The sequence below is a fragment of the Sphingomonas morindae genome, assembly GCF_023822065.1.
Lineage (GTDB): Bacteria > Pseudomonadota > Alphaproteobacteria > Sphingomonadales > Sphingomonadaceae > Solisphingomonas > Solisphingomonas morindae.
On sequence record NZ_CP084930.1, the window covers coordinates 200450 to 223335 of the forward strand.

Here is a 22886-nt window from a genome sequence, read left to right on the forward strand (position 1 = left end):
CTGTCATCCCTCGTCTTTTTGCCGCGCACCAGAGGGCGACCGGACCGGAGCGCCCCGCTGGCGTTCCCAAAGATCCGGCCGCCTTAGCCGTGTGATCCGTTCCGCCTCGGCATGACGCCAGGCGGCGATCCGCGCATGATCCCCCGATCGCAGCACTTCAGGGATCGTGCGCCCCTCCCATTCGACAGGTCGGGTATAGTGCGGATATTCGAGAAGGCCGCTTTCGAAGCTTTCCTCGTCCCCGCTGGAAGCCGCGCCCATTACGCCGGGCAGCAGCCGGATGCAAGCGTCCAGCAGCGTCAGCGCCGCCATCTCGCCGCCGGACAGGATGAAGTCGCCCAGCGAGACCTGCTCGATGGCGCGCGCCTCGAACAGCCGCTCGTCCATGCCCTCGAAGCGGCCGCAGATCAGGATCGCGCCCGGCCCGGCGGCGAGCGCACGCACCCGCGCCTGGCGGAGCGGCGCGCCGCGCGGGCTCATCGCCAGCACCGGCAGGTCCGGATGCCGCGCGGTGGTGGCATCCAGCGCGGCGGCGAGGATATCGGCGCGCATCACCATGCCGGCGCCGCCGCCCGCGGGCGTATCGTCCACCGAGCGGTGACGGTCCTTCGCGAAATCGCGGATCTGCACCGGATCGAGCCGCCACCGCCCCTCGCCCAGCGCGCGCCCGGCCAGGCTGAGGCCGAGCGGCCCGGGGAACATCTCGGGATAGAGGGTGAGGATGGCGGCGGTGAAGCTCATCGGCGGCGCATCAGGCGCAGCAGCAGCGAGGCGAAGAGCACGCCCACCAGCCACAACACCGCATAGGCGAGGACGAAGCGGCCGAGCGGCAGCCAGTGGATATCGCCAAAGGCCACGCCCGCGCTGCGATTGGCCCCGGCATAGCCGACGAGCAGCAGCACCAGCAGCACCAGCGGCAGCGCCGCCGGCACGACGAAGCGATAGACGGGCAGCCGCGCCGGGAAGCGGCGGCCCACCAGCAGCACCACCGCGCCGGTAAAGGCGGCCTGCAGCGCCAGCACGGTGAAGAAGAAGGCGGCGGCGGGATCCATCATGGCTCGACGAACGCGGCATGGACGAGGATGGGCGGGCCGAGATCCGCCACGCCCGCGCCGACCGGCACCAAGAAACGGCGGCCATCGGCGCGCTCGATCTCGATCAGATCGCCGGCGCCGTAATTCTCGACCGCCACGATCCGGCCGAGCGCCTCGCCATCGGTGGCAAGCGCGGGCTGGTCGATCAGGTCGGCATGATAATATTCGCCCTCGCCCAGCGGCGGCAGCGCGGCGCGGGGAACGGTGAGCGGGGTGCCGCGCATCGCCTCGGCGGCGGTGCGATCGGTGATTTCGGCGAAGCGCGCCACCGCGCCATTGGCGCCCGGCCGCAGCGCTTTGAGCGTCAGCGTCCGATCGCCCGCGCGCAGCTGCGGATAGGCGGCGAGATCCTCGGTGAAGAGCTTGAGCCGCACCTCGCCGGCGATGCCGTGCGCGCCGGTGATGGCGGCGAGCGTCACCTGTCTGTCGTCCACCCGCGCGCTCCGTCTTGGCTCATCGCGCGAGCCAGGGCGGCGGGCCTAAGCCACGCCGCCTGGTCCGGCGATCAGCGCGCCGCCGGCGTCTCGGCCGAGTCGGCGCCGCCCTCGGGCGCATCGGGCGCGCCCTCGGCGGGATCGTCCGGCGAGACGCCGCGATTGGTGGCGTCCGGCTGGACCTCGGATTTATCCTTGTCGATCATCGCGTCCTCCTGCGTGGGGCAGGAAGAACGCGGGAGATCGGCTTTGGCTCAGGCCTCGGCGCTTTCCTCGGCCGGGGCATTGGCGGCCTCGGCGATCGCGGCGGCCTTGGCGGCGCGCTCCTCGGCGCGCTCCTTGGCCTTCTCGCCCGGCTCGGCCTTTTTCGGGTTGCTGCGCGCGCCGCGCTCCTTCACGCCGGCGGCGTCGAGAAAGCGGGCGACGCGATCGGTCGGCTGCGCGCCGACCGCGACCCAGTGGCGGGCGCGCTCGAGATCCAGCACCACGCGCTTCTCGTCATCCTTGGCGAGCATCGGATTATAGGTGCCGATCTTCTCGATGAAGGCGCCATCGCGCGGCGACCGCGAATTGGCGACGACGATGCGGTAATAGGGGCGCTTCTTGGCGCCGCCGCGCGACAGGCGAATGGAAACCGACATTCTTTCTTCCTTTTCTACGCTAGGGAGGCCGCGGCGCGGCTCACTTCTTCTTCATGAAATTGTGGAAGCCGGGCGGCATGCCCTGGCCGCCGGGCAGGCCGGGGAGCCCACCGGGCAGGCCGCCGCCGGGCAGATTGGGCATCTCGCCGCCGGTCAGCCCGCCGAGCGCGGCATCCATGCCGCCCTTGCCGAACAGGGCGCCCAATCCCTTGAGGCCGCCCATCTTCTTCATGCGCTTCATCATCGTCGCCATTTCCTGATGCATCTTCAGGATCTTGTTGACCTCCTGCACGGTCGTGCCGGAGCCCTTGGCGACGCGGATCTTGCGCTTGGCCGAGAGGATCTCGGGCCTGGCGCGCTCGGCCTTGGTCATGGACGAGATGATGGCATCCATGCGGATCAGGATCTTGTCGTCCACCGCGTTGGACGCCATCGCATTCTTCACCTTGGCGATGCCGGGCAGCATGGAGGCGAGCGCGCCGAGCCCGCCCATCTTGCGCATCTGGGTCAGCTGGCTGCGCAGATCGTTCAGATCGAACTTGCCCTTGGCCAGCCGGTCGGCCAGCTTCTCGGCATCCTCCTGCTTGATCGTCTCGGCCGCGCGCTCGACCAGGCTGACGACATCGCCCATGCCGAGGATGCGGCCGGCGACGCGCGCCGGCTGGAACAGCTCGAGCCCGTCCAGCTTTTCGCCGGTGCCGACGAATTTGATCGGCTTGCCGGTGACGGCGCGCATCGACAGGGCCGCGCCGCCGCGCGCATCGCCATCCATGCGGGTGAGCACCACGCCCGTGAGCGAGACCTGGCCGGCGAAGCTGGTGGCGACGTTGACCGCATCCTGGCCGGTGAGCGAATCGACCACCAGCAGGATCTCGTCGGGCTCGGAGACCGAGGCGACCGCCTTCATCTCGTCCATCAGCGCCTGGTCGACATGGAGCCGGCCGGCGGTATCGAGCATCAGCACGTCGAAGCCCTGGAGCTTCGCGGCGCTGAGCGCGCGCCGGGCGATATCGACCGGCTGCTGGCCGGGCACGATCGGCAGGGTGGCCACCTCGGCCTGCACGCCGAGCACGGCGAGCTGCTCCTGCGCCGCCGGGCGATTGACGTCGAGCGACGCCATCAGCACCTTCTTGCGGCCCTTCTCGCGCAGGCGGCGCGCGATCTTGGCGGTGGTGGTCGTCTTGCCCGAGCCCTGGAGGCCGACCATCATCACCACCGCGGGCGGCGTGACATCGAGCTGGAGATCGACCGCCTCGCTGCCGAGCATGGCGGTGAGCGCGTCCGAGACGATCTTCACCACCTGCTGGCCGGGCGTGATCGAGCGGAGCACGGCCTGGCCGATCGCGGCCTCGGTCACCTGCTCGACGAAATCGCGCACCACCGGCAACGCGACATCGGCCTCGAGCAGGGCGATGCGGACCTCGCGCAGCGCCGCGCGCACATCGTTCTCGCTGAGCGCGCCACGGCCGCGCAGGCGGTCGAACACGCCGCCCAGCCTCTCGCTCAAGCTCTCGAACATCGCCATACTCCTCACCACCGCAGCCGATCGTCATGACCGATCGCCAGGGCCCAACGCACAAAGCGCCGGCGGGCGAAACTCGCCGGCCGGCGTGCGCCCTCGGGCGCTGGAGCCATTCGATCCCTGCGGAACGATCGGGGGGCCATAGACCAAGCCTCGGCCTGGCGCAACCTCGGCCGCCGCATCGCGTCATTTACGCCTTCTTATCGGTTGCCGACCGACAAGCACCACTCGGTTGAGCGGAAGGTGTGTATGAAGGCGTTTACGCAGCGGCGGCACCAAGCCTTGGCGCGCGCGCGGCGGGATCTTCCGCTGGGCGCGTTGCTGGCCGCGCTTGCTTTCTATCTGCTCGGCAGCGGTCTCCACATGCTCGGCGCGCGGGGGCTCTGGGTCTCGCCCGGGGCGCTGCGGCTGCTGTGCGGCGGCGTGCTGAGCCTCGGCGCGCTGCTGCTCGGCTGGCGGCGCTACCGGCGGCTGGTGGCGGACACGGAGAGCGGCACGCGGGTGCGCACGCCCGTCCGCACCGACGAGCTGACCGGCTTCCACAGCCGCCGCACCTTCGCCGAGGACGCCGCCGCGCTGCTCCGCCACCGCCCCCGCCGCGACGTGGCGATGCTGGTGGTGGACCTCGATCATTTCCGCACCGTCAACGAAGTCCATGGCCATCTCGCCGGCGACGAGGTGCTGCGCGGCGCCGCCGACACGATCCGCCGGGCGCTGCCGCCCGACGCGCTGGCGGGCCGGCTGGACGGCGATCGCTTCGCCATCGCGCTGCCCTTCGAGGGGCGCCACGCCTCGGTGGTGGACGGGCTGGCCGATTTCCTGGTCGGCACGCTGGCGCAGCCGATCGTGACGCGCGGCGTCACCGCGCATCTCGGCGCCTCGGTGGGGCTCGCCTCGGCGGAGGGCGAGGCGCCGACCGTGGACGCGCTGCTCCGCCGCAGCACAATCGCGATGCGCGCCGCCAAGCGCGCCGGCGGCGGCCGCGCCACCTGGTTCGATGCCGCGATGGAGCAGGAGCTGATCCAGCGCAACAGCATCGAGCGCGGGCTGCGCGAAGGCATTCCGCGCGGCGAGATCATCCCCTTCTACGAGCCCCAGGTGGAGCTGGAGAGCGGCCGCCTGCTCGGCTTCGAGGTGCTCGCGCGCTGGGATCATCCCAGCCATGGCATCATCTCGCCCGATCTGTTCATCCCCGTCGCCGAGGAGAGCGGGCTGATCGGCGATCTCTCCATGGCGGTGATGCGCCGCGCCTTCACCGAGGCGCGCGACTGGGATTCGTCGCTGGCGCTGTCCGTCAACATCTCGCCGGCGCAGCTGCGCGACCCCTGGCTCGCGCAGAAGATCGTCAAGCTGCTCGTCGAGACGGGCTTTCCGCCTAGCCGGCTGGAGGTGGAGATCACCGAAAGCTCGCTCTTCCAGAATCTGCCGCTGGCGCAGACCATCATCGGCAGCCTCAAGAATCAGGGCATCCGCCTCGCGCTGGACGATTTCGGCACCGGCTATTCCAGCCTCGCCCATCTCCGCGCGCTGCCCTTCGATCGCATCAAGATCGATCGCAGCTTCGTCATGTCCATGATCGACAATGCCGAATCGGCCGCGATCGTGGATGCCATCTCCAAGCTCGGCGAGAGCCTCAACATGCCCGTGACCGCCGAAGGCATCGAGGACGAACGCATCCGCGCGCGCCTCACCGAGATCGGCTGCGCCAAGGGCCAGGGCTGGCATTTCGGCAAGCCGATGACGGTGGGCGCGGCGCGGCGCCTGCTCGCCGAGCGCGGCCTGCTGCCCGCCGCCCGCGCCCAGATCGGCCCGGCCGATACCGGCCGCGAGTCCGAGCAGCGCCGCGCCGGCCTCGCCGCGCGCTGACGCCTGCGCACGGCCGCCGCCGAGGCCGCAGCCGGAGCCGGGGGCTCCGCCCCCCTCGTCGGCGCCCCGAGCGGCGGCGATCGCGCCGCCGGCCCGGGCCCTGCCCCGCTTCGAGACGGCGGCGCCCATGGACTTGCGGCGCGCGCAGCCCTAGATCGCGCGCCATGCGCCGCTTTCACAAGATGCACGGTCTCGGCAACGATTTCGTCGTGCTCGACGCGCGTGCCCAGCCGCTCGCGATGACGGCGGAGCGCGCGCGGCTGCTCGCCGATCGGCATCGCGGCATCGGCTGCGACCAGCTGATCCTGCTCGAGCCCGTCGAGGGCGCGACGGCGCGGATGCGCATCTTCAATCCCGATGGCGGCGAGGTCGAGGCCTGCGGCAACGCCACGCGCTGCGTCGCGACGCTGCTCGGCGACGGCGCGACGATCGAGACGCGCGGCGGCCGGCTCGAGGCGCGGCTGACCGGCGACGGCGCGACGATTTCGATGGGCGCCCCGCGATTCGACTGGGACGCCATCCCGCTCGCCTATCCGCTCGACACCGCCGCCCTGCCCGTCGCCTGGGAGGGTCTGGCGCCGGTGCGGCCGCCGATGGCGGTGAATATGGGCAATCCGCACATCGTCTTCTTCGTGCCGGACTGCGATGCGGTCGATCTCGGCGCGGTCGGCCCGGCGATCGAGACGGATCCGCTCTTCCCCGCGCGGATCAACGTGAACATCGCGACGATCACCGCGCGCGACGCGATCCGGCTGCGCGTGTGGGAGCGCGGCGCCGGGGCGACGCTCGCCTGCGGCACCGGCGCCTGCGCCACCGCCGTCGCCGCCATCCGCGCCGGCCTGTGCGATCCCGTGCTTTCCGTCACGCTGCCGGGCGGCACGCTGCGCCTGGCGTGGCACGCCGGCGGCCCCGTGCAGATGACGGGGCCGGCGCGCTACGTGTTCGGCGGCGAGATCGATCTCGAGGCGCTCGCGCCATGAGCGGCGCGGAGTTCGTCACCCTGGGCTGCCGGCTGAACGCCGCCGAGAGCGAGGCGATGCGGAGCCTGGCCGGCGATGCCGAGGATCTGGTGGTGATCAACACCTGCGCCGTCACCGCCGAGGCGGTGCGCCAGGCGCGCCAGGAGATCCGCCGCGCCGCCCGCCGCCGGCCCGAGGCGCGGATCGTGGTGACGGGCTGCGCGGCGCAGCTCGAGCCCGAAGGCTTCGCCGCCATGCCCGAGGTGAGCCGGGTGCTCGGCAATCGGGACAAGTGGGAAGCCGGCGCGCTGGCCGCGCCGAGCGGGCCCGACGCGGACGCCACGCTGCGCGTCTCGGACATCATGGCGGTGCGCGAGACGGCGCCGCACCTCGTCGCCGGCTTTGGCGAGCGCGCGCGCGCCTTTGTCGAGGTGCAGAATGGCTGCGACCATCGCTGCACCTTCTGCATCATCCCCTTTGCGCGCGGCCCGAGCCGATCGGTGCCCGCCGGGCTCGTGGTGGACCGGATCCGGGCGCTCGTGGATCAGGGCTATAACGAGGTGGTGCTGACCGGCGTCGACACCACCAGCTATGGACCGGACCTGCCCGGCGGCCAGACGCTGGGCCAGCTGGTGGAGCGCGTGCTGCGGCTCGTGCCCGATCTGCCGCGGCTGCGGCTCTCCTCGCTCGATTCGGTCGAGATCGACGATCGGCTGTTCGCGCTGCTGACCGGCGAGCCCCGGCTCCAGCCGCATCTCCATCTCTCGCTGCAGGCCGGCGACGACATGGTGCTGAAGCGGATGAAGCGCCGGCACAGCCGCGCCGACGCCATCGCCATGGTCGCCCGGCTCAAGGCGGCGCGGCCCGAGATCGCGATCGGCGCCGATCTCATCGCCGGCTTCCCGACCGAGACCGAGGCGCAGTTCGCCAACAGCGTGGCGCTGCTCGACGAGGCGGACATCGTGTTCGGCCATATCTTCCCCTATTCGCCGCGTCCGGGCACGCCGGCGGCGCGCATGCCGCAGCTTTCCCCCGCGATCGTCCGCGCCCGTGCCGCGACGCTGCGGGCCCGCGCCGAGGCGCGCCGGGCGCGCTGGCTGGACACGCTGATCGGCACCACCCAGGCGGTGCTGGTGGAGCGGGAGGATGGGCGCGGCCATGCCGCCAATTTCGCACCCGCGCGGCTTTCCACCGGCGCGGCGGCGCGACGCGCCGGCACCAACGGCGCCGTGATCGGCGACATCATTTCCCTTCGCGTCACCCATGTCGAGGATGGCAGCCTCGTCGGAGATCCGGTTTGAGCGACACGCCCCGCATTCCCCATACCGCGCTCTGGCACGACAAGCTTGTCGCCGGCTTCCGGCGCACCTCCGAAAAGCTGGGCGGCAACATCGCCAGCCTGCTCACCAAGGAAAGGCTGGACCGCGCGACGCTCGACGAGATCGAGGAAGCGCTGATCGCCTCGGATCTCGGCCCGGCCACCGCGTCCCGGGTGCGCGAACGGCTCGAGGAGGAGCGCTATGAGCGCGACATGGACGCCGCCGGCGTGCGCGCCGTGGTTGCCGACGAGATCGCCCGCATCCTCGCGCCCGTCGCCAAGCCGCTCGAGATCGAGGCCTTTCCGCGGCCGCAGGTGATTTTGGTGATCGGCGTCAACGGCTCGGGCAAGACCACCACCATCGCCAAGCTGGCGCATCTGTTCCAGGAACAGGATTATCAGGTGATGCTGGTGGCGGGCGACACCTTCCGCGCCGCCGCGATCGGCCAGCTCAAGACCTGGGCCGAGCGCATCAACGTGCCGATCATCACCGGCAAGGAAGGCGGGGATGCCGCCAGCCTTGTGTGGGAAGGCGTGAAGCGCGGCACCGAGATCGGCACCGACGTGCTGATCGTCGACACCGCCGGCCGGCTGCAGAACAAGGCCGGGCTGATGGACGAGCTGGCCAAGATCCGCCGCGTGCTCGGCCGGCTCAACCCGGCGGCGCCGCACGACGTGCTGCTGGTGCTGGACGCCACCACAGGGCAGAATGCGCTCAGCCAGATCGAGGTGTTCGGCAAGGAAACCGGCGTCACCGGGCTGGTGATGACCAAGCTGGACGGCACCGCGCGCGGCGGCGTGCTGGTGGCGGCGGCCGAGCGGTTCGGCCTGCCCATTCACGCCATCGGCGTCGGCGAGACGCTGGACGATCTCCGTCCCTTCGATCCGCGCGAGGTCGCCGCGCTGATCGCCGGCGCGGACTAAGCGGCCGGCGCCGGCCCTCCCCGCCATCCGATCGCACAAGGCCATCATGACCCATTCGAAAGCCGCAAGCCCGCTGCTCCGCATCGTCCTGGATTTCGGGCCAATCCTGCTCTTCTTCCTGGCCAATGCCTGGGCGCCCGTGGCCGAGGGGCAGCGTGTCTATGTCGCCACCGGCGCGTTCATGGCCGCGACCGTGCTGGCGATGATCGTCTCCAAGCTGCGGCTCGGCCAGGTCTCGCCGATGCTGTGGGTGTCGGGCGCGATGGTGCTGGTGTTCGGCGCGCTCACCTTGTGGCTGCGCAACGATGTCTTCATCAAGGTCAAGCCGACCATCTATTATGTGACGGTGGCGACGATCCTGTTCGTCGGCCTGTGGCGGCGGCGGCCGACGCTGAAGCTGGTCTTCGGCGCCGCCTATCCGGGCCTGAGCGAGCGCGGCTGGCACCTCGTCTCGCGCAACTGGGCCTGGTTCTTCGTGGTGATGGCGATCGCCAACGAGGTGGCGTGGCGCCATCTCTCCACCTCGGCCTGGATCGGCTACAAGCTCTGGGGCGTGCTGCCGGCGACGATGCTGTTCGCGCTCGCCAATGTACCGATGATGATGCGCCACGGCCTGGGCGGCGGCGCGGCCGAGGCGGTGGAGGAAAGCCCGCCCTCGGGCTGAGCGGGGCCGCCGCCCCCGCAGGGGCGGCGGCAGGCCTGGCTCAGGCCTGTTCCTGATCCGCGCGCGACACGCCGGCGCCATCCAGATTCTGCGACACAAAGTCCCAGTTGATGACGTTCTTCAGCACCTTGTCGGCGAAGTCCGGGCGGGCGTTGCGATAGTCGATATAATAAGCGTGCTCCCACACATCGAGCGTGAGCAGCGGCTTCATCCCCTCATACACGACCGGCGTATCGGCATCGTGCAGCGAGGTGATCTTGAGCGCGCCATTGTCGAGCACCAGCCACGCCCAGCCGCTCGCGAAATGGCCGACGGCCTCTTCCTTGAGCTTGGTGAGCAGCGCCTCTTCGCCGCCGAAATCGGCGATCAGCCCCGCCAGCTTCTCGGACGGCTTGGTGCTGCCGGCCGGCGCCAGGCACTGCCAGAAGAAGCTGTGGTTCCAAATCTGGGCGCTGTTGTTGAACAGGCCCTTGTCGCCCTGGTCCTTGGCCTGCTGGATCACTTCCACCAGCGTCTTGCCGCCAAGGCCCTTCTCGGCCTCCCAGCCATTGGTCTTGTCGACATAGGCCTTGTGGTGCTTGCCATGGTGATAATCGAAGGTTTCGGCCGAGAGAAAGGGCTCGAGCGCGCTCTTCTCGAACGGCAGCGGGGGGAGGGCGAAAGCCATCGGCGTCTCCTGTCTGGGCTGATGTAGGATGGCTCCCTAACGCCTTTCCGGCGCAAAGGTGCAGTGCTTTCGACAGTTGCGAGCCATTCTCATGGAACGCGGCCGTAATGGAAAAAGGATCAGGAGGCGGCGGTGCGATCGAGCAGATTGTGCCGGCGCAGCGCGTGGCGCAGCTGATCATAGCTGAGCGCCAGCGCCGCCGCCGTGGCGCGCTGGTTGAAGCGGCAGCGCTTCAGCGCCGCCTCCAGGAGCTTGCGCTCATAGGCCTCGCACGCGGCGCGGAAATCGGAGATGTCGCCATCCTCGGTGACCGCCACCGGGGCGGCCGGCCCCGGCGCCACGCTGATCCCGGGCCGTGCCGCGCGCCCCCGCGGCGCCCAGGGCGAAGCGAAAGGATCGAACTCGATCCGGTCGATCGCGCGTTCGGGCTCGTCCCAGCGATAGACGGCGCGCTCCACCACGTTGCGCAGCTCGCGCACATTGCCCGGCCAGCCATGGGCCGCCAGCCCCGCGATCGCCGCCGGCGCGAAGCCGGGCCAGGCCTTCCAGCCCAGCTCGAACGCCATGCGCCGGCCGAAATGATCGGCCAGCACCGGCACATCGCCTTCGCGCGCGCGGAGCGGCGGCAGCGTCACCACTTCAAAGGAAAGGCGATCCAGCAGATCGGCGCGGAACCGCCCCTCCTCCACCAGCCCGGGCAGATGCTCGTTGGTGGCGGCGACGATGCGGACATCGACGCGGATCGCGCGCGACGCGCCGATGCGCGTCACCTCGCCATATTCGACCGCGCGCAGCAGCCGCTCCTGCGCACCCGACGAGAGCGTGGCGAGTTCGTCGAGGAACAGGGTGCCGCCATCGGCCTCCTCGAACCGGCCCGCGCGGGCCTTGGTGGCGCCGGTGAAGGCGCCCGCCTCATGGCCGAACAGCTCGGCCTCGATCAGCGTCTCGGGCAAGGCGGCGCAGTTGAGGGTGACGAAGGCGCCCGACCAGCGCTGCGACAGGCGATGCAAGCGCTCGGCGATCAGCTCCTTGCCGGTGCCGCGCTCGCCGACCACCAGCACCGGCCGGTTGAGCCCGGCGGCGCGGCTGGCACGCTCCACCGCATCGAGAAAGGCGGTCGATTCGCCGATGAACTTGGTGTCGCGATCCATGGCGGGCGAGTTGGTACATTTTCCCAAGTCTTGGCAAGATGCCGTTGGCCGCTGCCGGACCGCATCCGTGAAAATGCCCGGTTTCCGGCGCTTTGGGCATTTGGCACGGCTTCTGCATAGAATGATCGTGTCACCGCCCCGCGCGGTTCACGAGCGAGGGAAGCAGGAGTTCAGCTATGGGAATTTTTTCCCGCACCCGAGACATCATTGCCGCCAACGTGACCGACCTGCTCGATCGCGCCGATGATCCCGCCAAGATGATCCGCATGATCATCATGGAGATGGAAGAAACGCTGATCGAGGTGCGCGCGTCCGCCGCCCGCACCATCGCCGACCAGAAGGAAATGAAGCGGCACATCGCCAAGCTGGATGGCTTGCAGCAGAGCTGGACCGAAAAGGCCGAGCTGGCCCTATCCAAGGGGCGCGAGGATCTCGCCAAGGCGGCGCTGGTGGAGAAGCGCAAGGCGGCCGACATGGCCGAGCAGCTGCGCGGCGAGATCGCCACGCTGGACGAGGCGCTGAGCGCCTCCGAGGAGGACATCGCCAAGCTCCAGAACAAGCTGCGCGAGGCCCGCGCGCGCCAGAACTCGATCGTGGCGCGGCTGGAAAGCGCGCAGAACCGCGTCCGCCTGCGCGAGATGACCAACGGACCCAAGATCGACGAGGCGTTCGCGCGCTTCGAGACGCTGGAGCGCCGCGTCGATTTCGCCGAGGGCCGCGCCGAGGCGGCCGGCATGGGCGCGGCGCCGCGCACGCTGGAGGAGGAGATCGCGGAGCTGCAGAGCGCCGACAAGGTCGACGCCGATCTCGCCGCGCTCAAGGCCCGCCTCGCGGCCCGGGAGGGCTGAGCGATGGAAGACGTGCTCCTGCCGATCGTGATCTGCGGCATGTTGTTCATCGGCGTGCCGTGGATCATCCTCCACTACGTCACCCAGTGGCGCCGCGCGCGGGGCCTCTCGGTGGAGGATGAGAATCTGCTCGACGGACTGCACGACATGGCGCGCCGGCTCGACGAGCGGCTCGCCACCATCGAGCGGATCGTCGCCGCCGACGATCCCCATTGGCGGGCGTCGAGCGAGCGGCCGGACCGCCCCGAACGCCGCCTGCCCGAAGGTGATTGGCCCGGCCACGCCTGATCTTCGTCCAAGAGCCAGAGCGCTGGCCGTGCCTCAACAGGGATGAGAGAGATGACCCCCCGTCGCACCAAATTCTATCTCGACAAGCGCAACGCCAAATGGCTTGGCGTCTGCTCCGGCCTCGCCGACTATACCGGCCTCGACGTCACGCTGGTGCGTGTCGGCATGGTGGTGCTGACGGTGGTGGGCGGCTTTCCCTGGACGCTGATCGCCTATTGGGCGGCGGCCTGGATGGCGAACGACAAGCCGGGCGAGCTGGCCTATGACAGCGCCGAGGAGCGCCGCTTCTGGCAGGATGTCCGCACCCGGCCGGGCAATTCGGTCCGCGATGTCCGCTCGCGCTTTCGCGACATCGACCGGCGCCTGTCCGATCTCGAAGTCTATTACACCAGCCACAATCGCCGGCTGGCGGACGAGATCGACAGCCTGCGCTGAGCGCCCCTGCCCCGGAGAGACGCGATGACCCCGTCCGATTTCCACACGCTGCTGGCCGCCATGGTCGGCACCGCCGCGATCGCCGCCTATGTCTTCACCCAATGGATGCGCCTCCGCTACGAGCATGCGCAGGACGGCCGGGGCGGCGGGCGGAGCGCCGGCGGCGAGACGGGGGAGCGGGTGCGCCTGCTCACCCAGGAAAATGCCCAGCTGCGCGCCGAGGTGGCGGCGATCCGCGATCGTCTCGCCACGGTCGAGCGGATCGTCACCGATGGCGCCTTCCGCCTCGATCATGAGATCGAGCAGCTGCGCCGCGCCGCCAACTGAGGGACCGACCATGAGCCTTGCCGGAACCATCGCCGTCTGCATCCCCGTGCTCGCCATCGGCGGCGGCATCGTCGGGAACATGTTTCAATCCTGGATGCGGCTGAAGCGCCGCCAGCTCGAACTCATGTCCGAGACCGCGGCGGAGAAGGCGGCGCAATATGCCGCCAAGACCGAGCGGCTGGAGCAGCGGGTGGCGGTGCTGGAGCGGATCCTGACCGACCGCTCCACCAGCCTCGCCGACGAGATCGACCGGCTGCGCGACAGCCCGCTCAACTAGACCAGACCAGAGGGGAAAGAGAGATGAACCCGCCCGAGATGATCGTCACGATCGTTCTTATCTGCGTGATCGGCAGCATCGTGCGCGCCAAGCTGGGGCTGCCCCAGCGCCGCGCCTGCGGCCGGCGCCGCGACGAGGAGGAGGGCGATCCGCGCCCGTCCGCCGCGCTGGCCGCCAGCGAGGCCGAGAATGCCGAGCTGCGCAGCGAGCTGCGCGCGCTCAAGGCGCGCGTCGCGACGCTCGAACGCATCGCCACCGACAGCAGCACCGCGCTCGACCGCGAGATCGAGGCGCTGCGCGATCGCGCCTGACCGGCGGCTGACCCGAGGAATTCGCTATGACTGCACCTGCCGAAATCGTCACCCTGGCGCTGTGCGGCCTGATCGGCCTGGCGATGCTCATCGCCGGCGGCCTTGCCGGCTGGCGCGGCTGGCTGGATCTGCAACATGCCGCGCTCGGCCACGGCCCCGCCGAGCCGGCGGCGCGCCCCAGCCCGGCCGGCGCGCGGATCGAACTGGCCGATCTCAAGGAGCGCGTCCGCAAGCTGGAGGCGATCGCCGCCGGCATCGATCTGTGAATCCCGCCGCCGCGGGCGCGGCGCCTCGGATGCCGTGGGGGTCGTCCGGGGCGCCGCAGAGCGGCGGTGACGCGCGCGATCGGCTTTGCTAGGTCGGGCGCCATGCCAAGCCTCGACGCCATTCTCGACGATTATAGCTTTCTCGACAGCGACGATCGCTACCGCCTGCTGATCGATCTCGGCCGCCAGCTTGAACCCATGCCGGACGCGCTCAAGACCGACGCGACCCTGGTGCGCGGCTGCTCGGCCTCGGTCTGGGTCTATCCGCGCCGCGCGGGCGACCGGCTGCATTTCCTCGCCGACAGCAATGCTGCGATCACCAAGGGGATCATCGCGCTGGTGCTGCTGACCGTGCAGGACCGCCCCGCCGCCGAGATCGCGACCGCCGATATCGAGGGGGCGCTGGCGCCGTTCGCGCTGCAGAGCCAGCTCAGCTCCAATCGCACCCAGGGAATTCCCAACATGATCGCGCTGATCCGCGAGACGGCGGCGCGACTCGATCAGGACGCCTGACCATGAAGCGCCGCACCTGCGCCATTCTCGCCCTGGCGCTGCTGCTCGGCGGCAGCAGCGCGATTGCCGCCGCGCCCAAGGCCGGCCCGAGCTATGCCACCGGCCGGTTCGAGGTGGCGGGGCAACTCGTACCCCCCGCCCAGGTGCTCGACGCGCGCGCCCTGCCCGACATGGCCGGCAAGCCATCGCTGATGGTGACGCTGGCGCCCGCGCTGGCGGAGGCGCTGGCCCGCGGCAAGCCCGCCGCGACGCCGATCGCCGCGACGCTCGACGGCAAGCCGCTCGGCGCCAGCCCCGCCGGCGGCCTGGCGGCGGATCACATGCTCCAGCTCTCGGGCGCCTTCGGCAGCTATGAGTCGGCGGCGGCGCTGGCGCGGCGCATCTCGGGCAAGGATCCGTTGCCCGACAGCGAGGGCGATTGAAGCCCCAGCCGCTCGGCGATCCGCCCCTCCTCCTCGCCCGGCCGGATCAGCTGCCAGCGATCCGGCGCGCGGCCATCGATGGCGACCACCGCGCCCTTGGGGCAAAGCTTGAGGCAGGGCGTCTCGATCACGCCATAGTCCGCCTTGCGCCCCTTGCCGCGGGCGCGCTTGCGCAACAGCTTGGCGAGCGACGTCTTGCCCTTGGGCCCGAAGCCGCCGCCCAGCTTGCGGCTGCACTTGCCGCACACCAGCACCGCCGCGTCCCAGTGCGCCGGCACCGTGTCGCGCTTGATCCGCCCGCTCATGGCTTGCGCCGCTCCTCGGCGCTGCGCAGCACGTCCCAGGCCGCCTGCACCGCGCGGAACCGCTCCGCCGCCTCGGGATCGCCCGGCCGCACATCGGGATGATTGGCCTTGGCGAGCCGGCGCCAGGCGGCCTTCGCCTCGTCGAGGCCGGCATCGCTCTCAAGCTCCAGCACCGCGAGCGCGCGCATCTCCTCGCGCGAGCGGCGGCCATCGCCCGGGCCAGCCCAGCGATTATAGGCGGAATCGGCATAGCCCGACGCCTCGCGCCGCTCCTTCGCCTCGCGCTGCGCCGCCTCCTCGGCGGTCAGCCCCGCGAAATAATCCCAGTTGCGGTTATATTCGGCCGCATGGGCTTCGCAGAAATACCAGCGTTCGGGGCTGTTGGGCGATTTGGGCGCGGGCCGATCGCCCGGCGCGTCGCAGCCCTCGCGGTCGCACAGCCGCACATGGCTGGCGCCGCGCGCGCCGCCATAGCCGCGCCAGCGTGGAAAGCCCCAGTCGTTCGAACGCGTCTGCCGTGCCATCTTCCGGCATGTAGGGAAGCGACCGCGCTTTAGCGACGGTCGATCGTCGAAAAAGCGCGGCGCGCCACGATCAGCTCCACCAGCGCGATCACCAGCAGCGCCGCCGCCGGCACGGCGAGAATGGCGTCGCCGCGATGCAAGCGCCCGAGCGCGCCGCCGATCGCCCCCGCGAGCAGCGCGAGCCAGCAGGCGAAATCATGCAGCACCGCGCCGCCCTCGCCCGGCCGCCGGCCCAGCCGGGCCAGGCCCACGCCCAGCCGCACCAAAGTGCCGGTGGCATAGGTGGCGCCGCGCTGGACGGTGCCGTTCTGCATCATCACGATATTGGCGAGCCCCATGGCGACCGGCAGCGGCAGCACGCCGAGAGCGGGGCGGCTGGTGCCAAATCCCCAGCTGGCGAGCGCGAGCAAGGCGGCCTGCGCCACCATCACCGGCGCGGCGCCGGCGCGGCCGCTGCGTTCCATGATCAGCGCGCCCAGCGTGGTGCCGCCGACGAACAGCGCCACCAGGCCGAGCGGCAGCAGCGCCTCGAGCCTTTGGCCATAGGCGAGCGACAGCCCCATGCGGGTGGTGTTGCCGCTCATGAAGGAGACGAAATACTGCCCCGTCTCCGCCAGGCCGACCGCATCCACGCAGCCGGCGATGGCGAGGAGCAGCAGGACGATGGCCTTGCGGTCAGGCGTCGGTCTGTCGAGCATCGGCCCCTTGCTATCGGGTCGCGCGGGAAAGCGCCAGAGGGCCTGTAAGCCGGGTTCTGTCCACCGGCGTTTCCGCCGGATAGGCGACCATTCCTCTAGGACCGGGCTCGCGCCCGGCCTCAAGCAACCAACCCGGGCCGCGGGGCGGGATCAGCCCCCTGTGCGGCCCCTATTCGGTCTTGCTCCCGGTGGGGTTTGCCGTGCCGTCCCCGTTGCCGGAGACGCGGTGCGCTCTTACCGCACCCTTTCGCCCTGGCCGCGCCGAAGCGACGGTGGTTTGCTTTCTGTGGCACTGTCCCTGAAGCGGCGCCCAGGGCGCCGCCCCGCCGGGCGTTACCCGGCACCGTATTCCCGTGGAGCCCGGACTTTCCTCTCCCCGCCGAAGCGAGCAGCGGCCGCCCGGCCCTCTGGCGCGGGCGCTGGTGCCCTATATCCGGGGCGGACGCAAGCTCAGCCCTGCTGCTGGCGCAGCGCGGCGGCCTTGTCGCCGCCGGTGAGCAGCGACAGCAGGATGGCGCGGCACTGGCCATCGATCACGCCATCGAGGATCGCCGGGCGATAGCGGCGCTGGAACGCCCGCACCGCCGCCTCGGGCGCGCTGATATCATAGCCGAACCGCTCCAGCGCGAGCAGGAAGCCGCCATCGGTCCAAAAAGGATCGACGAGATATTTGTGCGGCGTGGGCAGCGCCAGCCGCAGCCGCGCCAGCCTTTCCCAATCGAACAGCTCGCCCGGATCCTGCTTGCGCGCGGGCGCGACGTCCGAATGGCCGACGATATTGCCGCGCGTGATGCCGTAGCGGCCGACAATCTCGCCCATCAGCGGGATCAGCGCCGCCATTTGCGGCTCCGGAAAGGGCCGGTAGCCGAATTCATGGCCCGGATTGACCAGCTCGATGCCGATGCTGGCCGAATTGAGATCGGTTATGCCGCGCCACCAGCCGCGCCCGGCATGCCAGGCGCGCTTCTCCTCGGGCACGAGGCGGACGATCCCGCCATCCTCGTCGATCAGATAATGGGCCGAGACTTCCGACAGCGGGCTGGTCAGCCGCTCGAGCGCGGCCTCGGCGCTCTCCATGCCGGTATAGTGCAGGACGAGCAGCGATACGGGCAGGGTCCGCTCATTAAAATTGGGCGAGGGCCGCTCGATCATCGCTACCATGCCCCTGCCTCGCGTGCCCGTGCCGGCGCGTCAAGCCCGGCTCATCCAGAGCGTCGGCGGATCGTGCGAATCCGGCTCGGCGCAGCCGGGGCGGAACAGGCCGCGACAGCCTTCGTCGGACACGAAGCGCGCCGTCTGGCCGAGCGTGGTCTCGCCCGCGCCCAGCATCAGCACGCCGTCGGGCGCGATCGCGCTGGCCAGGCGGTCGAACACCAGCCGGCGGACATCGGCCGAGAAATAGAGCAGGACGTTGCGGCACAGGATGATGTCGAACGGACCGGCGGGCGGCGGCTCGAGGACATTGTGGACGCGGAACGTCACCGCGCGCCGCAGCGCCTCATTGGCCTGCCAGCTATCCCCCGGTCGCGCGTCGAACCGGCGCATCATCTGGCGGATCGGCAGGCCGCGCTGCACTTCCATCTGGCTGTAGAGCCCGGCGCGCGCGCGGACGATCACCTCGGGCGAAAGATCGGTGGCGAGGATCTCGATCTGCCATCCCGCCCAGTGCGCCGCACGATCGGCGAACATCATCGCCAGCGAATAGGGCTCCTGCCCGGTCGAGCAGCCCGCCGACCAGATGCGGAGCGTGCGCCGCTCGGCCCGCGCCTCGCGCAGCCGCGCCAGGCCCTGCTCCTCGAGCTGCTTGAACGAGGCCATGTCGCGATAGAAAAACGTCTCGTGGTTGAGCAGCGCCTCGACCACGGCATCCGCCAGCGCCGCCTCCCGTCCGGAAATGACGCGGCCGATCAGCGAATCGAGCGTCGGCGCGTCGAACCGCGCCAGCAGCGGCCGCAGCGCGCTGTCGAGCCGCCAGCGACGATCCGCCGCGAACTGCTGGCCGGTGCGCGCTTCGACGAGCCCGGCCAGGATGCGCAGCGCACCCTCGCCCACTTCCTCGCAGCCGGCGCTCATGCCGGATCCCCGACCGGCGCGCGGATTCCGAGCCGCTCGACCAGCCGCATCGCCAGCGCGCGCGGCTCGCCGATGGTGGCGGCGAGGCCGGCGCGCGCCACGCTGCCCGGCATGCCCCAGATCACGGCGCTGCGCTGGTCCTGCGCGGCGATCTCGCCGCCGGCGTCCACCAGCTGGCGGGCGCCGATGCTGCCATCGCGCCCCATGCCGCTGAGCACCACGCCGAACGCCTCCGCGCCGAACACCGCGCCCACCGCCTCGAACATCGGATCGACCGAGGGCAGGCAGCCCGACACGGCGCGGCGATGATCCAGCGCCACCACCACGCGCTGCCCGATCGCGCGCACGCCGAGATGCGCATCCCCCGGCGCGACCAGGATCTCGCCCGGACGCAGACGCGCGCCCTCCTCGGCCACCTTGGCCGGACGGCCTGCGATATCGGCCATCTGCGCCGCGAAATAGGGCATGAAGACCGGCGGCAGATGCTGGGTGATGAGGATCGGCACGCTGACCGAAGCCGGCAGCGCCCGGAAGAAATCGGACAGAGCGTGGAGCCCGCCGGTGGAGGCGCCGATGGCGATGCAGCCGACGCGGCCCGGCTGGCGCGAGGCCAGCGGCAGCGCCTCCGGCACGGGCGCGATCGGCGCGGCCGGTTCGCGGCCCCGGCCTTCGGCGCCGATCCGGTGCAATTTCTCGAGCAGATCCTGGCGGAAGCCTTCGCCAAAACCGGCGCGCGGCTTTTCCAGCGTATCGGCGGCACCAAGCGTGAGCGCGCGGACACAGGCATCGGCGCCGTCGGCCGCCGAGGCGGAGACGACCAGCACCCGCGCGCCGCGGCCATGGCGGATGATCTCGGGCAGCGCGGTCAGCCCATCCATGCCCGGCATGGCGAGATCGAGCAGCACGATATCGACGCTGGTGGAATGGAGCGCGGCGAGCGCCTGACCCGCGGTGCTGGCGGTGCCGACCACCTCGAACTCGGGATGCGGGCCGAGAATGGCCTGGAACACCGAGCGCGCGACGATTGAATCATCGACCAGCAGCAGCCGCGTGGGCGCGCGCTCGGGCCCGCGACCATAACGGAGCGAGGTGGCCACCGCCGGGGCGATCAGGCGACGCCGACCAGCGCGAACTTGCTTTCCAGCGTCTCGCGGTCGAACGGCTTCATGACATATTCGTCCGCGCCCGCATCGATCGCGGCGCGGATGTGCGCCACGCCATTTTCCGTGGTGCAGAAGATCACCTTGGGGCGCTGGCTCAGCCCCTCTTCCTGCCCCAGCGCCCGCAGGAATTCGATCCCGCTCATCACCGGCATGTTCCAATCCAGAAGCACCACGTCGGGCGCCTGCTGGCGGCAGCGATCCAGGGCCTCCTGCCCATCGCTCGCCTCGCTTACGCTGAAGTCGAGCGTCTCCAGGATGTGCCGCGCAACCTTCCGGATAACCTTCGAATCATCGACAACCAGACAGGTCTTCATGGCAAACCCCAACTCGCACGCATGTTGCTTGGCAGTGTGTAGAGCGTTTTCGTAAGCAGCCCGTTAATCGCACGCTGCGGAAATCAGGCGGCGGCGGCGCGGCGCGTTCCCGCCACCAGCCGTGCGGGATCGAGCAGCAGCAGCGAGGCCTGCTCATGTTCCACCACGCCGATCGCCGCCGCGGCCCAGCCGGGATCGAGCCCGCCATGGAGCGGCGCGGGCTCGCCGGTGGCGGTGATGACATCGTCCACCTCGTCCACCAGCAGCCCGTAGAGATGCCCGTCCACCGTCACCACCACCGCCTGGCGCTCCGTCTCCACAAGGGGGGCCTCGATGCCGAGCGCGGCATAGCTGTCGATCATGGTGAGCACGCGGCTGCGCAGCGCGGCGAGGCCGGCGATATGCACCGGCGCCAGCGGCACCGGGCTGATCATGTCGATCTCGACCACGGATTCGATCGCATCGGTGGGCAGCGCCACGCGCTGGCCGGCGATGCGGGCGATGAGCTTCAGTTCCTTCATCTCACCCCTCCCCGCGCGCCTGGGCCAGGGCGGCCATCAGCCGCACCCGATCATAGCGGAAGATGCTGTCGTCCGGCACGGCCGCCTCGGGCCGCGCGCGCAGCCGGATCACGGCGCCGGGGCCATAGCTGACCGGCCGCTCGCGCTCGGCGGCGAGGATGGTGACGGCGGGCACCTCCTCGCTCTCGTCGACAAAGCCGATCCGATAGCCCGCCTGCTCGACCAGCGGGCGCAGCACGTCGCGCATCCAGCCGTCGCGGCCATCCACGAGGCAGAGCGGGCGCGCCGCGGCGCTGACGCCGCCGCCGGCTTCGGCGAACAGCCAAAAGGGATCGAGCAATTCCACCTGCCGGTTCTCCACCAGCATCACGCCGGCGATCGGCCCGGGCGCGGCGGCGGGCATGAAGCTGGGTGGCAGCTCGTGAATATCCACAACTTCTACAATGGCGTAGGCGATCTCGTTGACACCGTCGCCCAACAGCATGACGCGCAGCTTGGCGGCATCGCCAGGGCTGTCGCAGCCGAACAGCGGCAGGATCCGCCCGTCATGGGCAAGCCCGAGCCGGCCCGCCGCCCAGGCGACCGCCTCCGCGGGGACATCCTCGATCCGCTCGACCAGGCCGAGCCGCACCGCGCGCACCGCCCCGTCCATCGCCTGGAAGAGCAAGGTCGGCACCGTCTCGGCGTCGTCGTTGGCGGCCTCCAGCTCGACCGTGCCGAGCGCCTCGACCGCGCGCACGCCCGCCACCTGCGCCACGCCGGCCGGATTGATGAGCAGCATCGGCCGGCCATTGTCGGGAAGCGTGGTGCCGGCATAGACGCCCGTCGCCATGATGGCCGGCGCGGCGGGCTTCACCACCAGTTCCTCATGATCGTGAACGCTGTCCACCGCCAGCGCGTAGCGCTCGCCGCTGGACGCGCGGACGACGACGAGGATCGCCTGCCCCGCATCCACCAGCGGCGCAAGCCCGAGCAGCGGGGCCAGCTCCACCACCGGCAACCGCTCGCCCCGGATGCGCGCGACGGGCGCGCCGCCCACCCGCTCCACCACCACCGAGCCGCCGGCGGTGCGGGCGATCTCGTCCACCGCGCCGCGCGGAATGGCGAAAAGCTCCGAACCGACCGAGAAAGTGAGTGCGGGAATGATGGTGAGCGTCATCGGCACGCGCAGCGTCAGCCGCACGCCCCGCCCAGGCTGGCTGTCGATCTCGACCTCGCCGCCAATCCGCTCGACATTGGCGCGCACCACATCCATGCCGACGCCTCGGCCGGAAATGGAGGTGACCGCCCGCGCCGTGCTGAGGCCGGGGGCGAACACCAGGTCCAGCCGCTCGCGCCGGGTCAGCCGCTCGGCGCGCTCGGCCGTCAGCAGGCCGGCAGCGATCGCCTTCTTGACCAGCTTCTCGTCGTCCACGCCGGCGCCGTCATCGGCGATCTCGATCAGGATCTGGTTGCCCGCCTGGCGCGCCGCCACCCGGAGCGTGCCCGCCACCGCCTTGCCCGCCGCCGTCCGCGCGGCCGGCGCCTCGATGCCGTGATCGACCGAGTTGCGGACGATGTGCGTCAGCGGATCGCGGATCATCTCGATCATCTCGCGATCCAGCTCGACATCGCCGCCATCGACGACGAGCCGCACCTGCTTGTCCAGCTCGGTGGCGAGATCGCGCACCAGCCGGGGCAGCGCCGAGAAAAGCCCATCCACACGCTGCATCCGCGTGCGGGTGATCGCCTCGCGCATCTCCGCGACGCAGGTGGACAGGCGCTCGAACGCGGCATCGATGCCGGCATCGCCGCCCCGCTCGCGCAGCCGGCGCGACAGCTCGTTGCGGGCGAGCACCATGTCCGACACGCCCGCCATCATGCGATCGAGCAGCTCGACCGGGAGGCGGATGCTGCGCGCGGGGGTGCGCGCGGCGGCGGGCGGCGCGGCCATCAGCTGCGGCGTGGGCGCGGCTTCGGGCGCGGCCGGCTCGAGCGCGCGAATCAGGCCCTCGTCGCCTTCCTGCGGATAGGGTTCGTCGGCGGCCAGCGCCTCCACCAGCGCGCCGATGCGATCGATGATGGCGAGTACCGCGCTCACCAGCCGCGCATCGGGCACGCGCTCGCCCGCGCGCACCTGGGCCAGCGCGCCCTCGGCGGCGTGGCTGAGATGCTCGAGCCGCGGCAGATCGAGGAAGCCGCAGCTTCCCTTCACCGTGTGCACGAAGCGGAAGATCGCGTCGAGCCGCGCGCTGTCCGCCGGATTGGCTTCCCAGGCGACGATCTCGCCCGCCAGCGGCTCCAGCGTCTCGCGCGTCTCGGCGATGAAGTCTGCCAGCAATTCGTCCATGCGCACCCGGATCCGCCTGTTTCGACGAACCC

General features: G+C 70.7%; 31 protein-coding genes and 1 other RNA gene. 14 read left to right on the forward strand and 18 right to left on the reverse strand.

The window, feature by feature from the left end; translation table 11 throughout:
• Positions 1–3: 3 nt before the first annotated feature.
• The 6 genes from trmD to ffh form a co-directional block, all read right to left on the reverse strand.
• Positions 4–741, reverse strand: a complete 738-nt coding sequence (gene trmD / locus LHA26_RS00925) for a tRNA (guanosine(37)-N1)-methyltransferase TrmD (RefSeq protein WP_252166886.1) — start codon at positions 739–741, stop codon at positions 4–6.
• On the reverse strand, positions 738–1055 hold the full coding sequence (locus LHA26_RS00930) for a hypothetical protein (RefSeq protein ID WP_252166887.1): 318 nt from the start codon (positions 1053–1055) through the stop codon (positions 738–740). Before LHA26_RS00930 ends, trmD begins: the two co-directional genes overlap by 4 nt.
• Entirely contained in the window at positions 1052–1528 is a 477-nt protein-coding gene (gene rimM / locus LHA26_RS00935; protein WP_252166888.1) for a ribosome maturation factor RimM, read from the reverse strand. Before rimM ends, LHA26_RS00930 begins: the two co-directional genes overlap by 4 nt.
• Before the next feature lie 71 nt (positions 1529–1599).
• A complete protein-coding gene (locus LHA26_RS19995) occupies positions 1600–1734 on the reverse strand; it encodes a hypothetical protein (RefSeq protein WP_302898029.1) in 135 nt (44 codons plus the stop codon).
• A gap of 48 nt (positions 1735–1782) precedes the next feature.
• Positions 1783–2169 (reverse strand): 30S ribosomal protein S16, encoded by a 387-nt coding sequence (gene rpsP / locus LHA26_RS00940; protein ID WP_252166889.1) that lies wholly within the window; start codon positions 2167–2169, stop codon positions 1783–1785.
• A gap of 40 nt (positions 2170–2209) precedes the next feature.
• Complete coding sequence (ffh, locus tag LHA26_RS00945) at positions 2210–3688, reverse strand: signal recognition particle protein (RefSeq protein ID WP_252166890.1); 1479 nt, start codon at positions 3686–3688, stop codon at positions 2210–2212.
• A gap of 252 nt (positions 3689–3940) precedes the next feature.
• On the opposite strand from ffh, the gene LHA26_RS00950 reads away from it, so the two are divergent.
• From LHA26_RS00950 to LHA26_RS00970, 5 genes are all read left to right on the forward strand, one after another.
• Positions 3941–5557: a putative bifunctional diguanylate cyclase/phosphodiesterase gene (locus LHA26_RS00950; RefSeq protein ID WP_252166891.1), complete on the forward strand. Its 1617-nt coding sequence runs from the start codon at positions 3941–3943 to the stop codon at positions 5555–5557.
• A 164-nt stretch (positions 5558–5721) separates the two neighbouring features.
• Positions 5722–6537 carry a diaminopimelate epimerase gene (dapF, locus tag LHA26_RS00955; RefSeq protein WP_252166892.1) on the forward strand — a complete coding sequence of 272 codons (816 nt, stop codon included), beginning with the start codon at positions 5722–5724 and terminating at the stop codon, positions 6535–6537.
• Positions 6534–7817 (forward strand): tRNA (N(6)-L-threonylcarbamoyladenosine(37)-C(2))-methylthiotransferase MtaB, encoded by a 1284-nt coding sequence (gene mtaB / locus LHA26_RS00960; protein ID WP_252166893.1) that lies wholly within the window; start codon positions 6534–6536, stop codon positions 7815–7817. Before dapF ends, mtaB begins: the two co-directional genes overlap by 4 nt.
• Positions 7814–8758 carry a signal recognition particle-docking protein FtsY gene (ftsY, locus tag LHA26_RS00965; protein ID WP_252166894.1) on the forward strand — a complete coding sequence of 315 codons (945 nt, stop codon included), beginning with the start codon at positions 7814–7816 and terminating at the stop codon, positions 8756–8758. The genes mtaB and ftsY overlap by 4 nt, the downstream gene beginning before the upstream one ends.
• A gap of 46 nt (positions 8759–8804) precedes the next feature.
• Positions 8805–9422 (forward strand): septation protein A, encoded by a 618-nt coding sequence (locus LHA26_RS00970; protein WP_252166895.1) that lies wholly within the window; start codon positions 8805–8807, stop codon positions 9420–9422.
• Between the two features lie 40 nt (positions 9423–9462).
• Here LHA26_RS00970 and LHA26_RS00975 read toward each other — a convergent pair whose 3' ends face one another.
• Positions 9463–10089, reverse strand: coding sequence for a superoxide dismutase (locus LHA26_RS00975; RefSeq protein WP_252166896.1), 627 nt, complete (start codon positions 10087–10089; stop codon positions 9463–9465).
• A 119-nt stretch (positions 10090–10208) separates the two neighbouring features.
• Positions 10209–11240 (reverse strand): phage shock protein operon transcriptional activator, encoded by a 1032-nt coding sequence (gene pspF, locus LHA26_RS00980; protein WP_252166897.1) that lies wholly within the window; start codon positions 11238–11240, stop codon positions 10209–10211.
• A gap of 176 nt (positions 11241–11416) precedes the next feature.
• Between pspF and pspA the strand changes: the two genes are divergently transcribed.
• The 9 genes from pspA (at position 11417) to LHA26_RS01025 (ending at position 14927) form a co-directional block, all read left to right on the forward strand.
• Positions 11417–12088: a phage shock protein PspA gene (gene pspA, locus LHA26_RS00985; protein ID WP_252166898.1), complete on the forward strand. Its 672-nt coding sequence runs from the start codon at positions 11417–11419 to the stop codon at positions 12086–12088.
• A gap of 3 nt (positions 12089–12091) precedes the next feature.
• On the forward strand, positions 12092–12376 hold the full coding sequence (gene pspB, locus LHA26_RS00990) for an envelope stress response membrane protein PspB (RefSeq protein WP_252166899.1): 285 nt from the start codon (positions 12092–12094) through the stop codon (positions 12374–12376).
• A gap of 51 nt (positions 12377–12427) precedes the next feature.
• A complete protein-coding gene (gene pspC, locus LHA26_RS00995) occupies positions 12428–12811 on the forward strand; it encodes an envelope stress response membrane protein PspC (RefSeq protein WP_252166900.1) in 384 nt (127 codons plus the stop codon).
• A 24-nt stretch (positions 12812–12835) separates the two neighbouring features.
• Complete coding sequence (locus LHA26_RS01000; RefSeq protein ID WP_252166901.1) at positions 12836–13138, forward strand: hypothetical protein; 303 nt, start codon at positions 12836–12838, stop codon at positions 13136–13138.
• A 79-nt stretch (positions 13139–13217) separates the two neighbouring features.
• A complete protein-coding gene (locus LHA26_RS01005) occupies positions 13218–13415 on the forward strand; it encodes a hypothetical protein (protein ID WP_437441267.1) in 198 nt (65 codons plus the stop codon).
• A 23-nt stretch (positions 13416–13438) separates the two neighbouring features.
• Positions 13439–13726, forward strand: coding sequence for a hypothetical protein (locus LHA26_RS01010; RefSeq protein ID WP_252166903.1), 288 nt, complete (start codon positions 13439–13441; stop codon positions 13724–13726).
• A gap of 26 nt (positions 13727–13752) precedes the next feature.
• Positions 13753–13992 carry a hypothetical protein gene (locus LHA26_RS01015; RefSeq protein WP_252166904.1) on the forward strand — a complete coding sequence of 80 codons (240 nt, stop codon included), beginning with the start codon at positions 13753–13755 and terminating at the stop codon, positions 13990–13992.
• A 102-nt stretch (positions 13993–14094) separates the two neighbouring features.
• Positions 14095–14505 (forward strand): SufE family protein, encoded by a 411-nt coding sequence (locus LHA26_RS01020; protein WP_252166905.1) that lies wholly within the window; start codon positions 14095–14097, stop codon positions 14503–14505.
• Positions 14506–14507: 2 nt separating this feature from the next.
• Positions 14508–14927: a hypothetical protein gene (locus LHA26_RS01025; protein ID WP_252166906.1), complete on the forward strand. Its 420-nt coding sequence runs from the start codon at positions 14508–14510 to the stop codon at positions 14925–14927.
• Here the strand turns inward: LHA26_RS01025 and LHA26_RS01030 are convergent.
• The 10 genes from LHA26_RS01030 to LHA26_RS01075 form a co-directional block, all read right to left on the reverse strand.
• Positions 14855–15232 (reverse strand): thioredoxin domain-containing protein, encoded by a 378-nt coding sequence (locus tag LHA26_RS01030; protein WP_252166907.1) that lies wholly within the window; start codon positions 15230–15232, stop codon positions 14855–14857. The two genes, LHA26_RS01025 and LHA26_RS01030, sit on opposite strands and share 73 nt — an antisense overlap.
• Positions 15229–15756 (reverse strand): J domain-containing protein, encoded by a 528-nt coding sequence (locus LHA26_RS01035; protein WP_252166908.1) that lies wholly within the window; start codon positions 15754–15756, stop codon positions 15229–15231. The genes LHA26_RS01030 and LHA26_RS01035 overlap by 4 nt, the downstream gene beginning before the upstream one ends.
• Before the next feature lie 29 nt (positions 15757–15785).
• A complete protein-coding gene (locus tag LHA26_RS01040; protein WP_252166909.1) occupies positions 15786–16454 on the reverse strand; it encodes a YoaK family protein in 669 nt (222 codons plus the stop codon).
• 29 nt (positions 16455–16483) lie between these two features.
• An RNA gene (gene rnpB, locus LHA26_RS01045) (RNase P RNA component class A) lies at positions 16484–16865 on the reverse strand.
• Positions 16866–16904: 39 nt separating this feature from the next.
• Positions 16905–17606, reverse strand: a complete 702-nt coding sequence (locus LHA26_RS01050; RefSeq protein ID WP_437441243.1) for an N-acetylmuramoyl-L-alanine amidase — start codon at positions 17604–17606, stop codon at positions 16905–16907.
• Positions 17607–17645: 39 nt separating this feature from the next.
• Positions 17646–18527, reverse strand: a complete 882-nt coding sequence (locus LHA26_RS01055; RefSeq protein WP_252166911.1) for a CheR family methyltransferase — start codon at positions 18525–18527, stop codon at positions 17646–17648.
• Positions 18524–19624: a chemotaxis-specific protein-glutamate methyltransferase CheB gene (gene cheB, locus LHA26_RS01060; protein ID WP_252166912.1), complete on the reverse strand. Its 1101-nt coding sequence runs from the start codon at positions 19622–19624 to the stop codon at positions 18524–18526. The genes LHA26_RS01055 and cheB overlap by 4 nt, the downstream gene beginning before the upstream one ends.
• A gap of 11 nt (positions 19625–19635) precedes the next feature.
• The gene (locus LHA26_RS01065; RefSeq protein WP_252166913.1) at positions 19636–20004 is read right to left on the reverse strand and encodes a response regulator; all 369 of its coding nucleotides are present in this window, start codon (positions 20002–20004) and stop codon (positions 19636–19638) included.
• 83 nt (positions 20005–20087) lie between these two features.
• Positions 20088–20525: a chemotaxis protein CheW gene (locus LHA26_RS01070; protein WP_252166914.1), complete on the reverse strand. Its 438-nt coding sequence runs from the start codon at positions 20523–20525 to the stop codon at positions 20088–20090.
• A 1-nt stretch (position 20526) separates the two neighbouring features.
• Positions 20527–22854: a chemotaxis protein CheA gene (locus LHA26_RS01075; protein WP_252166915.1), complete on the reverse strand. Its 2328-nt coding sequence runs from the start codon at positions 22852–22854 to the stop codon at positions 20527–20529.
• Positions 22855–22886: the final 32 nt, after the last annotated feature.